Here is a 14,313-nt window from a genome sequence, read left to right as displayed (position 1 = left end):
TCATGTCGCGAGTGCCAGGGTGGCTCGGCCGGATCGGCGCCGGACTGACCGAGATGAGCGAGCGGCTGAACGAACGCCGCGCGGAAGTGGCCCGAGAGCAGGCCGTGGCCGACCGGCAGGCGGCCCCGTCCCCGCCCCCGGCCCCCGCCACCGAGCAGGTTCCGCCGCCCCCCGACTACGCCCCCGCGGTGCCGTCACCCCGCCCCGACCCCGCGCAGGCGGTGCCCTGGGGCGTACGGGTGGCCGCCGAGGCCGGCTGGCGGCTGCTGGTGCTGGCGGGCACGGTGTGGGTCCTGATGCGGGTCATCAGCGCCGTACAGCTCCTGGTGCTGGCCTTCGCGGCCGCACTGCTCATCACGGCGATCCTGCAGCCGACCGTCGCCCGGCTGATGCGCTACGGCTTCCCGCGCGGCCTGGCCACGGCGCTCACGGCCATACTCGGCTTCGTCGTGATGGGCCTGATCGGCTGGTTCGTGACCTGGCAGGTCATGGAGAACATCGACAACCTCTCCGACCAGGTCCAGGACGGCATCGACGAGCTGCGGAACTGGCTGCTCAACAGCCCGTTCCACGTCACCGACAAGCAGATCAACGACATCGCCGAGAACCTGCGCGAGGCGATCGGCGCGAACACCGACCAGATCACCTCGGCCGGCCTGGAGGGCGTGACCGTCGTCGTGGAGGCCCTGACCGGCATCCTCCTGACGATGTTCTCGACCCTGTTCCTGCTCTACGACGGCCGCCGCATCTGGGAGTGGACGCTGAAGCTGGTCCCGGCGGCGGCCCGGCCCGGCGTGGCCGGCGCGGGCCCGCGCGCCTGGCGCACGCTCACCGCCTACGTCCGCGGCACGGTGGTGGTCGCCCTGATCGACGCCATCTTCATCGGCCTCGGCATCTACTTCCTCGACGTTCCGATGGCCGTCCCGCTCGCCGTCTTCATCTTCCTGTTCGCCTTCATCCCGCTCGTCGGCGCGGTGGTGTCGGGCGCGCTGGCGGTGGTGGTCGCGCTGGTCACCCAGGGCGTCTTCACGGCGGTCATGGTCCTGGTGGTCGTCCTGGCGGTGCAGCAGATCGAGGGCCACATCCTCCAGCCGTTCATCCTCGGCCGCGCGGTCCGCGTCCACCCGCTGGCGGTGGTCCTGTCGGTCGCGGCGGGCGGCATGGTGGCGGGTATCGGCGGTGCGGTGGTGGCGGTGCCGTTGGTGGCGGTGTCGAACACGGTGGTCGGGTACCTGCGGTGGTACTCGCAGGAACAGCAGCTGCGAAGCGCCGGTCAGCGTCATGCAGCCCGTCCGGCGACTGCGGACGAGGCCGTTCAGGCCGAAGGGGGATCCGGGGGCGCAGCCCCCGGGGACGCCCACCGCAACACCGAGGGCCCCGCCCACCAAGGGTGAGCAGGGCCCCGTAAACGCGGTTACTCGGCGAGAACGGCCTCCGCGTCCAGGGTCACACCGACCGCCTGGATCACAGACGCGATCTTGAACGCCTCCTGGACGACCTCGCGGTCAACGCCCGCCTTGCGGAGCACCTGCTCGTGCGAGTCCAGGCACACCCCGCAGCCGTTGATCGCGGAGACGGCCAGCGACCACAGCTCGAAGTCGGCCTTGTCGACACCGGGGTTGCCGATGACGTGCATACGGAGACCCGCGCGCAGGGTGCCGTACTCGTGGTCGGAGAGCAGATGCCGGGTGCGGTGGAAGACGTTGTTCACCGCCATCACCGCGGCCGCGGACTTCGCCGCCGTGTACGCCTCCGGCGACAGGTTCTCCTTCGCCTCCGGTGCCAGCTCGCGCAGCACGATCGGGGAGCGCGAGGCGATCGCGGTCGCCAGCACCGTGCCCCACAGCTGCTGGACCGGCAGGCCGGAGTTGCCGATGACGGAGCCCAGGTTGAGCTTCAGGTCCTTGGCGTAGTCCGGTATGGAGGACTTGAGGGAGTCGAGGGACATGTCCACCATTCTCCGGCCGTCAACCAGTCGCCGTCACTCCGTGCGCAGCCCGTCCGGCCGCATCAGCCGCAGCAGCGGTGGCAGGCTGAGCAGGGTCACCACGAGGACCACCCCGGCGGCGACGCCGGTCATCGACAGGACGCTCGTCCAGTCCACGCGTACCGGCGTGTCGGTCATCCGCAGCAGGACCGTGCCCAGCGTCAGGCCGACCACCGAGGCCAGCAGGAGCCCCAGGGTGATCGGGATCGCCGTCTGCCACAGCACCGACAGGCTCAGTGTGCGGCGCCGGGTGCCGAAGGCGACCAGGGACGACAGCAGCTTCTTGCGTTCGCGCAGCTGCTCCAGCTGGGAGACCAGCAGGCTCGCGCCGATCAGCGCCAGGACACAGGCGGCGCCGACGAACAGGCCGGTGCGGATGGAGGCGAAGCGGTCGGTCTGCGAGGTGGAGTACAGCGCCATGGGGTAGGTGAGGGAGTCGACGGACGCCGCCGTGTTCCGGACGAGGTCCTGCACGTCGGGCACGGTCGCGTCGACGGACATGTAGACCTGTCCGTCCAGGGCCGTCGCGGCCTCGGCCGTCAGCGCCTTCGGGGTGACCAGGAAACCGCCCCGCTCCCAGCCGGTCAGGTCCTTGCGGGTCCCGGCCTCCTTCAGATCCCGCGGCACCGGCCAGGCGACCTCCTTCCGCTGCAACGCGCCCTCGTACGTCGGGTCGAGGTACAGCGTCCGGCCCGGCTGCTTCGCCAGCACCGCGGTGTCCTCGTCCTGCTCCGCGCCCCGTACGACGAAGACGTCGCCGTCCCGACAGGAGGGCAGGTCGGCCACCTGCCGCAGCGACGCGCAGTCGCCGACGGTGAACTCGGACCCGCGCTCCGGATCCCGGCGGCTCTCACCCAGGTACCCCTCGGCGTACGCGTAGACCTCGCGGACGCCGTCGGTGTCCCGGAACTTCTCGACGGCGCCGTCGAGTTCGACACCGCTCGGCACGGACACCTGCATCTGCGCCCGCGTGACGTCGAACCCGGAGTCCTCGGTGTAGTCGCCCTCCACGCCGGCGAACAGCATCTGCAGCGCGATCGCCCCGGCCACCGCCACCGCGACCCCGTTGACCATGCGGGCCGCCGTACCGCTGCTCAACTGCAGCCTGCGCACGGCCAGCTGCCAGGCCAGTCCGCCCGCCCCGAGCCGGGCGACGACCGCCTCGACGATCCACGGCAGCAGCGCGGTCACCCCGACCAGCAACAGCAGGACGCCGCCGATGACGAGGTACCGGTTGAAGTTGCCGTTGTCCCGGCCCTGCCCGATCATCGTGTAGAGCATCGCGAGCCCGGCCAGCGGCAGCAGCAGCCGCCACCACAGCCGGCGCCGCGAGGGCCTCGCCGTACGCACCACACCGAGCGGCTCGATCACCACCCCGCGCAGCGCGAACAGCGTGACCAGCACGGCCGCCGCCGGCACCGCGGCGCCGACCAGCAGGGCCAGCGCGGGCGAGGGGTTCAGATCGCTCGGGAACACGCTGACCCGGTACACCTGGACGGTGCCCGCGATCTGACGGCCGACCAGGAAGAAGACGGTGCCGAAGACCAGCCCGAGCAGCGCGCCCGCGAGCGCCTCGCCGGCCGCGATCCGCCGGGTCATCCGGCTGTCGGAGCCGACCAGCCGCAGCGCCGCGAGCCGCCGGTCGCGCCGCTCGCCGCCGAACCGCACGGCCGCCGCGATGAACACGGCCACCGGCATCAGCAGCGCCACGAAGACGACGAGGATCAGCAGGATCAGGACCGGGTCGAACCCCTCACTGGTCGCCTCCGGATCGCCGTACCGGTCGATACGGGTGATCCGGTAGCCGTCGATCTGCGCCGCGAGGTTCTCGCCGCCGCGGTAGAAGGCGAGTTCGCCCGAGCCGATCAGCCCCTGGTCCGCGATGGTCCCGACGATCCGGTCCGGCAGCCGGTCCCGCAGCAGCTTCCCCCCGTCCGAGTCCAGCAGCCGCTTCAGCGCGGGCGAGACCACCATCTCGCCGACCGCCGGGAACCGCTCCAGGCCCGGCGGCAGCGGCGCCTTTGGCCCTTCGATCTCCAGCTCCCGGCCGCGGACGTCCAGGTCACGGAAGGTCGTATCGACGTTCGCGACGATCAGCGTGTTGGCGGCCTTCGGTATCTGCGTGCCGCTGTACGTGATGTCGGTGCGCGCGTTCCCCCGGTCGCTCCGGGCGTTCAGCACGTTGGGTATCGCGGTCGTCAGCAGCAGCAGTGCCACCCCGAGCCCGACGCCGACGGCCGTCAGCAGGGCCCGGACCCAGCCCTCCCGTCCGCCCGCGAAGGCGAACCGCACCCCCATGGCCAAGTCCTTGGCCCACTGCCGCACTCTCATACGACGCGCTCCATGTCCCGGGACTTGCCGTCCCGTACGACGATCTCGCGGTCGGAGTACGCAGCGACCCGCGCCTCGTGCGTGACCAGCACGACGGCCGCGTTGGTGGACCGGGCGGCATCGGTGAGCAGCTCCATCACCCGCTCGCCGTTGAGGGAGTCGAGCGCGCCGGTCGGCTCGTCGGCGAACAGCATGCGCGGGCTGGTGACCAGCGCACGGGCCACGGCGACGCGCTGCCCCTGACCGCCGGAGACCTCACCGGGCCGCTTCTTGCGCAGGTCGTCGACCTCCAGCCGCTCCATCCAGGTCAGCGCGGTCCGCTCGGCCTCCTTGCGGCTCGTCCCGTTGAGCCGCAGCGGCAGGGCGACGTTCTCCACACAGGTCAGCTCCGGCACGAGTTGCCCGAACTGGAACACGAACCCGAACTCGGAACGCCTGAGCGCACTGCGCTGGGCGTCGCTCATCGTGGCGAGCTCGCGCCCGTTGTACGTGATCGACCCCGAGTCGGGTGGCACGATCCCGGCGAGACAGTGCAGCAGGGTCGACTTCCCCGAGCCGGACGGCCCCATCACGGCGACGACCTCGCCCGGATGGATGGAGAACTCGGCGCCGTCGAGGGCGACCGTCGGCCCGTAGGCCTTGCGCAGCTCCTGGGCCGCGAGCAGAGAACCGGGCGGCGGCGTCACTTGACCACCACCTCCGCCAGCTTGTCGAGGCGCGCGGCGGTGAGTTCCAGCCAGCGCAGATCGGCCTCGAGATGGAACAGGGCGTGGTCGCAGATCAGCTGGTCCGCCAGATCGCCCTTGCGCTTGCGGTCGGTGAGGATCCGCATCATGCGCAGGTGCTCGGCGCGCTGGGTGTCGAGGATGTCGGCGGCGTTGCGCCGGGTGAGCAGCGCGAGGACGACCTTGGTGTACAGCGTCGACTGCAGATACGGCTCCGGCTTCTCCGGCGTCGCCAGCCACTGCTGTACGTCGGTGATGCCGGCCTCGGTGATCGCGTACCGCTTGCGCTCCGGGCCGCCGCCGGGCTCGATGCCCTCGACCTCCACGAGGCCGTGCTTCAGCAGCCGGGACATCGTCGAATAGACCTGGCCGTAGTGCAGCGGCCGGTCGTGACCGAACTTCTCGTCGAAGGCCCGCTTCAGGTCGTAGCCGTGACAGGGGCCGGACTCCAGGAGTCCCAGAAGGGTATGACCGATGGACATGGGAAGCACAGTACACAGGGTGTATACGCGCCGTGTATACGCGCCGTGTGCGGACCACGGCCAGGGGTGCGGGAGCGCAGGTCGGGGCCGATTGTCACGGTTCTGCTACACGGACCGGGCCGACCGGACCGGCCTAGGCCTCCGGCTCCTGCTCGGCGGGCGGGCGCCCGCGCCGCGGAATCGGCCCCGCCCCGCCCGGCAGGCGCCCGGCTTCCGCCAGCGCCCGCCGCAACAGGAACTCGATCTGCGCGTTGGCCGAGCGCAGCTCGTCGCCCGCCCACCGCGCCAGCGCGTCGTACACCAGCGGGTCCAGCCGCAGCAGCACCTGCTTGCGCTGCTGCGGCCGCCGCCTGGGCGAGGACTCCTCGGGGGGAACCGTCACTGGTAGAGGGTCCCCGTGTTCAGGACGGGCTGCGGCGACCGGTCACCGCACAGCACCACCATCAGGTTCGACACCATCGCCGCCTTGCGCTCCCCGTCCAGCTCCACGATGTCCCGCTCGGAGATCCGGGCCAGTGCCGCCTCGACCATCCCCACCGCTCCGTCCACGATCTGCCGCCGCGCCGCGACGACCGCCCCGGCCTGCTGCCGCTGGAGCATCGCCGACGCGATCTCGGGAGCGTACGCGAGGTGCGTGAAGCGTGACTCGATGATCTGCACACCGGCCGCCTCCACGCGCGCGTGCAGTTCGGTGGCGAGCTTCTCGGTGATCTCCTCGGCGTTCCCGCGCAGCGACAGGCCGCCCTCCTCATGGGCGTCGTACGGGTACTCGATGGCGATGTGCCGCACCGCGGCCTCGGTCTGGGTGGAGACGAACTCCAGGAAGTCGTCCACCTCGAAGCTGGCCTGCGCGGTGTCCTGGACCTTCCACACCACGACCGCGGCGAGCTCTATCGGGTTGCCGTAGGCGTCGTTGACCTTCAGGACAGCCGTCTCGTGGTTCCGCACCCGCGTCGAGATCTTCGTCCGGGACGTCAGCGGGTTGACCCAGCGCAGCCCGTCCTGCCGGATCGTCCCCCGATACCGCCCGAAGAGCTGGACGACCCGGGCCTCGCCCGGTGCCACCATGTTCAGCCCGCACATCGCGACGAAGGCGCCGAGCCCGATCAGGATGCCACCGACGATCAGCACGGCCTTGATGCCGGTCGCGGAGACCGCCGTGGCGGACACCACCATCCCGACGCCGGCCGCGAGCCCGAGCAGCCCCAGCAGCAGGGCAAGACCGCCGCCGATGCTGTGCGCCTGGAACTCACGCACGCGTGGGGCGGGCATCTCGGGTACGTCCGCGGTGACCGCGGTGACCTGCGAATCGCGTATGGACATGGGTGATCCCCCGTTTCTCGTACGGCCTCGTACAGCCGTAGCACTGCATAGCTTCGGTCTAGCTAAGTGATATCAGATTACCCTGCCGCAGCAACCCTCAACCCCTCTCATACGTCGGTTCCAGTGGAACGGGTGCTGATTCTCACGTCCGTAAAAGGCTGGATCAGCTGCCCTTTGTCACAACTCCCGGTGTTAGCTTTCTGAGCTGACCTGAGCGGCGAACCTGTGTGGCACGTGAGCACACATGAACGAAGCGGAGCGGATCGGACCCATGGGACGAGCGGAAGAGAGACGAGCGCGACAGCGCGGTGGCCACCGCGCCGCGCCCGGGCGCCGCGCGGCCGGCGACGGGAAGAGCGGCATACGCCGCTTCTTCACCTGGAAGAAGCTCCTCGGCACGTTTCTCGGCGCCTGCCTGCTCGGGATCGGCGCGTTCATCGTGCTGTACCTGGTGATCGACATCCCCGAGGGGAACGCCGACGCCAAGCTGCAGAGCAACGTCTACGAGTACAGCGACGGCACGCTCCTGGCCCGCGACGGCACCGTCAACCGCGAGGTCGTGCCCCTGGCCAAGGTGCCCAAGAAGGTGCAGCAGGCCTTCGTCGCCGCCGAGAACAAGACCTTCTACAAGGACTCCGGCGTCGACCTCAAGGGCACCGCGCGCGGTCTGCTCAACACGCTCTCCGGCAAGGGCGCGCAGGGCGGTTCGACGATCACCCAGCAGTACGTCAAGAACTACTACCTGACCCAGGACCAGACGGTCTCCCGCAAGCTGCAGGAAATGGTCATCTCGCTGAAGCTGGACCGCGAGAAGTCCAAGGACTACATCCTCGCCGGCTACATCAACACCAGCTACTACGGCCGCAACGCCTACGGCATCCAGGCCGCCGCCCAGGCCTACTACCACGTCGACGCCGAGGACCTCGAGGTCGAGCAGGGCGCGTATCTGGCCGCGCTGCTGCAGGCGCCGAGCCAGTACGACTGGGCGGTCGCGTCGGACGCCAGCAGGAAGCTGGTGCAGGAGCGCTGGAACTACGTCCTGAACAACATGGTCGAGGAGGGCTGGCTGGACAGGTCCGAGCGCCAGGCCATGAAGTTCCCGGTGCCCGAGAAGCCCAAGGGCGACCCCGGCAAGGCCGGCCAGACCGGCTACCTGGTGGAGGCCGCCAACGACGCGCTGGAGCAGCGGCTCGTCGCCCAGGGCGCCGCCGAGAACATCAAGCAGGCCGAGGTGATGCGCCGGAACGGCGGCTGGACCATCACGCTCAACATCGACAAGAAGAAGCAGACGGCGCTGGCGAAGGCCGTCAAGGCACAGCTCACCAGCAAACTGGACGAGAAAGAGCGGCCGGTCGACGCGGACGTCCAGGCCGGCGCGGTGTCCGTGAACCCCAAGACGGGCGCGGTCGTCGCGATGTACGGCGGCGTGGACTACCTGCAGCACTTCAGGAACAACGCGACCCGCACGGACTACCAGCCCGCGTCCACCTTCAAGCCGGTGATCCTCGCCGCCGCCCTGGAGGAGAACGCGAAGACGCAGTCCGGCAAGCCGATCACCGCGAACACGATCTACGACGGCACCAGCAAGCGCCCCGTCAAGGGCAGCGACATCGCCTTCGCCCCGGAGAACGAGGACGACGGGAACTACGGCGACGTCACCGTCCAGACGGCGATGAACAAGTCCATCAACTCCGTGTTCGCGCAGTTGGGCGTCGACGTGGGCATGGACGAGGTGGTGGCCGTCGCGGAGAAGCTCGGCATGAACTCCGCCGACCTGAAGGCGGTGCCCGCGCAGACCCTGGGCACCATGGGCGCGAGCCCGTTGGAGATGGCCGGGGTCTACGCCACCCTCGACAACCACGGCAAGAAGGTCACCCCGGCCCTCATCAAGTCCGTCGAGAACAACACCCGTAAGGTCGAGTTCCCGGACCCGGTCGGCGAGCAGGTCATCAGCCGCGAGGCCGCCGACACGGTGACCTCGGTCCTCACGGGCGTGGTCGACGACGGTACGGCCAGGACGTCCGTCCGCGACAACGCCAAGCGCGACGGCCAGGAGGTCGCGGGCAAGACGGGCACGTCCGAGAACAACAAGTCGGCCTGGTTCACTGGTTACACGCCCGACCTGGTCACTGCGGTCGGCCTGTTCGGCGAGGACAACAAGACCGGTGCGCAGGTCCCGCTGTACAAGGTCGCCGGCCTGCCCCGCATCAACGGCGGCGGCTTCCCGGCGCAGATCTGGGCGGCGTACATGTTCGGCGTGACGTCCACGAGCGCCGAGTTCGACCTGGACACCGACCAGGGCGCGGCGGTCGAGCCGACCCGGACGCCGACCCCGACCCAACGCCCGACCCAGACCCCGACGCAGCAGCCGACGACGCAGGCCCCGACCACAGCGCCCCCGTCGCAGACCCCGTCCGCGACCCCGACCACCCAGGAACCGACGGAGGAGCCGACAACCCAGCCCCCGAGCCCGACGCCGACGACGAAGCCGACGGACGACGTCTCACTGGATCCGGTGGATCCGGGGGATGGGCAGTAGGCGATCTCGTAGGTTCAGCTTCCGTGAGGACGACAAGACTCCGCACCCGCAGGTCAAGATGTACGGCGCGGGCGGCAACGACCGCGTCAACGGCGGCGGCTTCCCGGCGGAGATCTGGGCGGCGTACATGTTCGGCGTGACGAAGACGGATGCCGAGTTCGACCTCAATACCGACCAGGGTGCGGCGGTCCAGCCGACCTGGACGCCGACGCAGGAGCCGACGACCGAGGAGCCGACGGAGACGCCGACGACCGAGGAGCCCACGGTGGAACCGACGGACAAACCGACGGACGACGTCACCGTGGACCCGGCGACGACCAATAGCAACGAGAAGGCGCCCGGCGGTAGGTCGGGCGCCTTCTCGTGCGTCAAGTACTGGGCAAGCTACCGATGTCAGGCTTTGGTGACCTTCCAGAGGCCGCAGGCCCAGATCTCACTCTTCGCGACGCTGCCCTTCCAGTGGCCACGGCAGGCGGCGACGGCCACCTCAGTGCCTTCGGCGATATCGAAGTCGAGGTGCCGCGTGGTGCCCGCGCCGCCGCTGTTGAACCACCACTGGTCCTTCGAGCCGTACTGTATGTGCGCGACGACCGACTCGCCGTTCTTGACGTTGTCGGCGATGTACAGGTGTTCCCCGTACGGCTTGAAGGTGACCCCACCCCCCGACCTGCCGCTGCTGTCCTGTTGCGTCCAGGCGGTGACGTTGGATCCGTCCGCGTAAGCGGACGTGTTCGTCAACGCGATCCCCGCAGCTGTGACAGCGATGGCGATAGTTCTACCGAGCGTGCGCTTCATCAGGCGTCTCGTCCTCGAATCTTGGTCATGATCTCGGGCGGAACTCGAACTTGCTTTCGCAGCATAGGTATTGAGCTGAGATTTCGCAGGTGTGATCAATGTCATGCAAGGCTGAAGCGGTTGCTTTGCGTGCTCTTCGTTCCCCGCCCGGCCGCGCAACTGCGTAAATAGTAGATTGCGTAGTAGCAGTTTTGGACATCTTTACTGCGCGCAAAATGCCATTCCCGGCATTCCGCTTCATGGCTTCGCCACAGGTATGGCATGAGCGAGGCGGCTCAGTCGCTCGTTCCGGAACCGCGCGTTCGGACGGCCGTGTTCACGCCATCGCATCAGGTGGCTCAGCAGTAAGCCCTTGCTCCTCGTGTTCCCCCTGTGCCTATGGTGATCACCACGCCCGGGGCTCTGACCACGCCGCTGGAACCTGCACCCCAAACGATCGCGGGGACATCATCATCACGGGGGAGGCCTTCTGATGCCGCAGTGCCGTCAGTCATGCGCGCGTCCTCATCGCACTTGCGTTGCCACGCCACGCCTTTGAGCTGTCTCACCTCGTGGTGAGGCCGTCACTCTTCAACTCTTGCCTGTCCCGCACCGATGGGGGTGCTGTCACGCCCCAGTACTCGGACACGACCTTTTTGAAGGAGAGCCACACTCATGGCCGATGAGATGGTGCGCAGAGCCCAGCAATTCATCAACGGCACGTACGACTACGGTGCGAAGCTGGGCATATCGAGGCTCGTCGAAAACGGAGAGACGAGCTGGACCGTCATGTACGCCCTCACTCGGGCGCTCCAGTATGAGCTGGGTATCACCGGCCTGTCGGACAACTTCGGCCCCACCACGCTCTCCACGCTCCAGTCGAAGTATCCACGCATCGGCGTTGCGGGTACCCCGCAGAACATCATCCGGATCATCCAATCCGGCCTGTACTGCAAGGGCTACGACGGCGGCGAGATCGACGGCACCTTCAACGAGCGTGTCCAAGCCTCGGTGATCAACCTGAAGAAGGACATGGGCGTCGACTTTGCCTACCCCGGCAGTGACGTGGTCCCGAAGGTGTTCAAGGGACTTCTGAACATGGACCCGTACATCACCGTTAACAACGGCTCGGACCAGATTCGTGCTGTCCAGCAGTGGATGAACGGTGAGTTCGTCCAGCGCCGGGACTTCTTCATCGTCCCGTGCGACGGCCATCACTCCCGTACCGTCGCCAAGGCGATGCTTTTCGCGGTCCAGTACACCATCGGGATGGCCGATGGCGTCGCCAACGGCAACTTCGGTCCCGGCACCCAGGCCGGTCTCAAGGAACACACTCTGTCGGTCGGATCGTCCGGTACCTGGGTGCAGTTGTTCACCGCCGGCATGCTGCTCAACCAGCGGCCCGTCTCCTTCGCCAGCACCTTCACCGCCTCCCTCGCCGACGCGGTCCGTTCGTTCCAGTCGTTCGTCAAGCTCCCCGTGACGGGATTGGGCGACTACTCCACCTGGGCCTCCCTCCTCGTCTCCTTCGGCGACCAGACCCGCAAGGGTGCGGCCTGCGACGGCGTAACCAAGATCACCCCGGAGCGGGCACAGACCCTCAAGGCCGAGGGCATCACCTACGTCGGCCGCTATCTGACCAACCCGGTCCCCGGCGGCGGCACGGTCCCCGAGAAGGAGATCCAGCCCGGTGAGCTCCAGACCATCGCCGACCACGGCCTGCGGTGCTTCCCCATCTACCAGACCTTCGGCCGCGGCGCCGACGACTTCAGCTACCCTCTGGGGCGTGCTGCGGGTCAGGCAGCGATCAACGCTGCCCTCGACCATGGGTTCAAGTCGGGAACGAGGATCTTCTTCGCTGTCGACTTCGACGCCTACGACTACGAAGTCACCGATAACGTCCTGCCCCACTTCAAGGGCATCGAGGACGCGATACGCGACGACGGCAGCCGTTACGGCATCGGCGTCTACGGCCCTCGTAACGTGTGTACGCGTGTTTCGGACGCGGGCCACGCCTCGGCATCGTTCGTGTCCGACATGTCCGCCGGGTTCTCGGGGAACTTCGGCTACCCGCTCCCTGAGAACTGGGCCTACGACCAGATCGTCACCAAGACCGTCGGCTCCGGAAGCGGAGCGATCAACATCGACGTCAACATCGCATCCGGCCGCGACACCGGTCAGGGATCCTTCAACCAGCCCAGGGGCGTCGTTCCTGACGCCAGCCTCGATCCGGATCTCGTGCAAGCCATGATGACGGACGTCGGCAAGTACATGGAGTCGATCGGGTTCCCCAACGACGGCGGCACGAGGAAGTGGCAGCACTGGAAGTGCTTCCAGACGACCGTTGTCGACTACGACTCAGACATCACCCTGCTCGCCTACCGCTACAACATGCGCAAGGCCCTCATCCAGACTTCCGCCTACTGGGAGATGAGGCACGTCGACGTGATCGACGAAAGCGCGGACCTGGCCGTCATCACGGCCTATGAGACGACCGGAAAGTTCAAGGACACCTCCACCGGTATCTGCCAGATCTTCGGCATCACGGCGGTACGGGCATGGAACCACGCCGTTGGAAAGGGATATGTCACCGGCAGCGTCATCGACCCGGTCAATGACGACAGTCTCTACAGCACGTGGCGCAAGTGCCGGGACGACAACCAGTTTGCCCTGTCGGTCGTGCCACTGATCCATCTCTGGAACGCCGACGGAGCGCCGGGCAGCGGGAACAATGAGACGACGCTGCGCCCGATGCGCCTGGATTACACTGAGAACGAGATCTACGAGGTTCTGCGGCGATACCAGGGCACGAACGACGAGGCGAAGGCGCACGCGAAGCAGCGCTTGGCGCTGTATCAGGTCATGGAGAAGTACAACTCCATCGCCCGGAATTCGTGACAGGCTGCACGCATGTCGGGAGACGAACCATACGCAGGCCACAACCCCGTTGCTGTGCTTCTGCTGGCGCTGGCCGGACTCATCGCCACACCGGGGCTTGCAATCTACGCGGTCGTGACGTTGATCCGAGCCGCCGCAAAACAGACCCTGGGCAGCCTGCTCAAGGGCGCGGCGGTCCTGGCGTGGGTCGTGACGATCGGCATGTACACATGGGGCGTTCTGCACCTTCTGTTGCTGGACGAAAGCGCTCAAGCCGCCGCCTGTACACAGGTGTTGGGTGGCCCCGAAAAAAGGTCCGAGGTTGTCATTGACCGATATGAAACCTCGTTCATCCCCTTGCACTTCGGGTGCCACGTCAAGGGCGGGAGGACGTACGAAGCCGCTGTTCCCGGCTACGTGAACCCCGTGGCAGGAATGTCCGCAGTGACCGCTGTTGCTCTCACCGCATTCGCTGCGCGCTCCCACATCCACTACAAGGAGAGAACTGCGTGACTGTGAATATCTCCCGTCGTACGGCATTGCGCCGTGCCGTCTTCGTGGCCGCCGGCGCAGCCGTCGCCGCAGCGGCATTGACACCTCCCGTTCACGCGGCGACCAGGACACCCGAACCGGACAAGCTTCGCGAGGCGATACGACGAGCGCAGGAACGCAACAAGCGAGTCCTGAGCGGCATCCCTTCGGCAAACGGGTGGGAGATGGAAAAGATCGCGGACGACCGCGGCCACATCTACACAAGACCCGTCCCGGGCACTCCCGTCGACGGCGTTCAGGTCCGCATGGGCGACGTCGAAACCGTCCTTGTCCATGTGATCCGCCGCTTCCACTACGAGATCGACGAACTGCGCCGGGACGACCTCACCGGCTGGCGCCACCCCTCGAAGGTACGCAAGGGCCTGGCCGAGTCGAACCAGGCCTCCGGCACGGCGGTGCAGATCCGGCCCGGTTTCTACCCCTCCGGGGTGCGGGGTGGTTTCTTCCCGCACCAGACGGTGGTGATCCGGGACATCCTCGCCGAGTGCGACGGCGTGGTCCGGTGGGGCGGCGACGACAAGCGACCGGACGAGGCGTTGTTCTACATAGACGTCGAGCCCGGTGACGGCAGGCTGACGGAGGTCGCGGAGAAGATCCGAGGCTGGGACTGGACTCCCGGCGAGGGCGCCGGTTCCGGCGTCGACCCACTCCAGCCGTCACGGAAGCGTGCCGCCGAACGCCTTGCCCGGCAGCAGTCCTGAGCATCTGAACCAGCTGCATGGT

The 14,313-nt window shown here is 67.8% G+C and carries 12 protein-coding genes; 6 read left to right on the top strand and 6 right to left on the bottom strand.

The genetic code is table 11. From position 1 onward, the window contains the following. Window positions 1–2 precede the first annotated feature (2 nt). Window positions 3–1,394: an AI-2E family transporter gene (locus tag AQJ91_RS06960; RefSeq protein ID WP_079084734.1), complete on the top strand. Its 1,392-nt coding sequence runs from the start codon at window positions 3–5 to the stop codon at window positions 1,392–1,394. Between the two features lie 20 nt (window positions 1,395–1,414). Here the strand turns inward: AQJ91_RS06960 and AQJ91_RS06955 are convergent, their stop codons facing one another. The 6 genes from AQJ91_RS06955 to AQJ91_RS06930 all read right to left on the bottom strand — a co-directional run bounded on the left by AQJ91_RS06955 (window position 1,415) and on the right by AQJ91_RS06930 (window position 6,848). Further along, on the bottom strand, window positions 1,415–1,948 hold the full coding sequence (locus AQJ91_RS06955; RefSeq protein ID WP_067018030.1) for an alkyl hydroperoxide reductase: 534 nt from the start codon (window positions 1,946–1,948) through the stop codon (window positions 1,415–1,417). A 33-nt stretch (window positions 1,949–1,981) separates the two neighbouring features. Further along, window positions 1,982–4,318: an ABC transporter permease gene (locus tag AQJ91_RS06950; RefSeq protein WP_067017483.1), complete on the bottom strand. Its 2,337-nt coding sequence runs from the start codon at window positions 4,316–4,318 to the stop codon at window positions 1,982–1,984. Further along, window positions 4,315–5,004 (bottom strand): ABC transporter ATP-binding protein, encoded by a 690-nt coding sequence (locus AQJ91_RS06945; RefSeq protein ID WP_067017481.1) that lies wholly within the window; start codon window positions 5,002–5,004, stop codon window positions 4,315–4,317. Before AQJ91_RS06945 ends, AQJ91_RS06950 begins: the two co-directional genes overlap by 4 nt. Further along, the gene (locus AQJ91_RS06940; protein ID WP_067017479.1) at window positions 5,001–5,525 is read right to left on the bottom strand and encodes a PadR family transcriptional regulator; all 525 of its coding nucleotides are present in this window, start codon (window positions 5,523–5,525) and stop codon (window positions 5,001–5,003) included. The genes AQJ91_RS06945 and AQJ91_RS06940 overlap by 4 nt, the downstream gene beginning before the upstream one ends. Window positions 5,526–5,658: 133 nt before the next feature. Further along, on the bottom strand, window positions 5,659–5,907 hold the full coding sequence (locus AQJ91_RS06935; protein WP_067017478.1) for a type II toxin-antitoxin system antitoxin: 249 nt from the start codon (window positions 5,905–5,907) through the stop codon (window positions 5,659–5,661). Then, window positions 5,904–6,848, bottom strand: coding sequence for an SPFH domain-containing protein (locus tag AQJ91_RS06930; protein ID WP_067017476.1), 945 nt, complete (start codon window positions 6,846–6,848; stop codon window positions 5,904–5,906). The genes AQJ91_RS06935 and AQJ91_RS06930 overlap by 4 nt, the downstream gene beginning before the upstream one ends. A 271-nt stretch (window positions 6,849–7,119) precedes the next feature. Here AQJ91_RS06930 and AQJ91_RS06925 point away from each other — a divergent pair, with 271 nt between their 5' ends. The 5 genes from AQJ91_RS06925 (at window position 7,120) to AQJ91_RS06905 (ending at window position 14,291) form a co-directional block, all read left to right on the top strand. Then, a complete protein-coding gene (locus tag AQJ91_RS06925) occupies window positions 7,120–9,387 on the top strand; it encodes a transglycosylase domain-containing protein (RefSeq protein ID WP_067018027.1) in 2,268 nt (755 codons plus the stop codon). Continuing rightward, window positions 9,377–10,108 carry a hypothetical protein gene (locus AQJ91_RS58135; protein WP_067017474.1) on the top strand — a complete coding sequence of 244 codons (732 nt, stop codon included), beginning with the start codon at window positions 9,377–9,379 and terminating at the stop codon, window positions 10,106–10,108. Before AQJ91_RS06925 ends, AQJ91_RS58135 begins: the two co-directional genes overlap by 11 nt. A 728-nt stretch (window positions 10,109–10,836) precedes the next feature. After that, window positions 10,837–13,059 (top strand): glycoside hydrolase domain-containing protein, encoded by a 2,223-nt coding sequence (locus AQJ91_RS06915; RefSeq protein WP_067017469.1) that lies wholly within the window; start codon window positions 10,837–10,839, stop codon window positions 13,057–13,059. Between the two features lie 12 nt (window positions 13,060–13,071). After that, on the top strand, window positions 13,072–13,551 hold the full coding sequence (locus AQJ91_RS06910) for a hypothetical protein (RefSeq protein ID WP_067017467.1): 480 nt from the start codon (window positions 13,072–13,074) through the stop codon (window positions 13,549–13,551). Further along, window positions 13,548–14,291 (top strand): hypothetical protein, encoded by a 744-nt coding sequence (locus tag AQJ91_RS06905; RefSeq protein ID WP_067017465.1) that lies wholly within the window; start codon window positions 13,548–13,550, stop codon window positions 14,289–14,291. The genes AQJ91_RS06910 and AQJ91_RS06905 overlap by 4 nt, the downstream gene beginning before the upstream one ends. The last annotated feature ends 22 nt before the right edge of the window (window positions 14,292–14,313 follow it).

This window comes from Streptomyces dysideae (assembly GCF_001514305.1).
GTDB classification, from domain to species: domain Bacteria; phylum Actinomycetota; class Actinomycetes; order Streptomycetales; family Streptomycetaceae; genus Streptomyces; species Streptomyces dysideae.
Note: the sequence above shows the minus strand (reverse complement) of the source record. Positions and strands in the feature narration are given on the sequence as shown.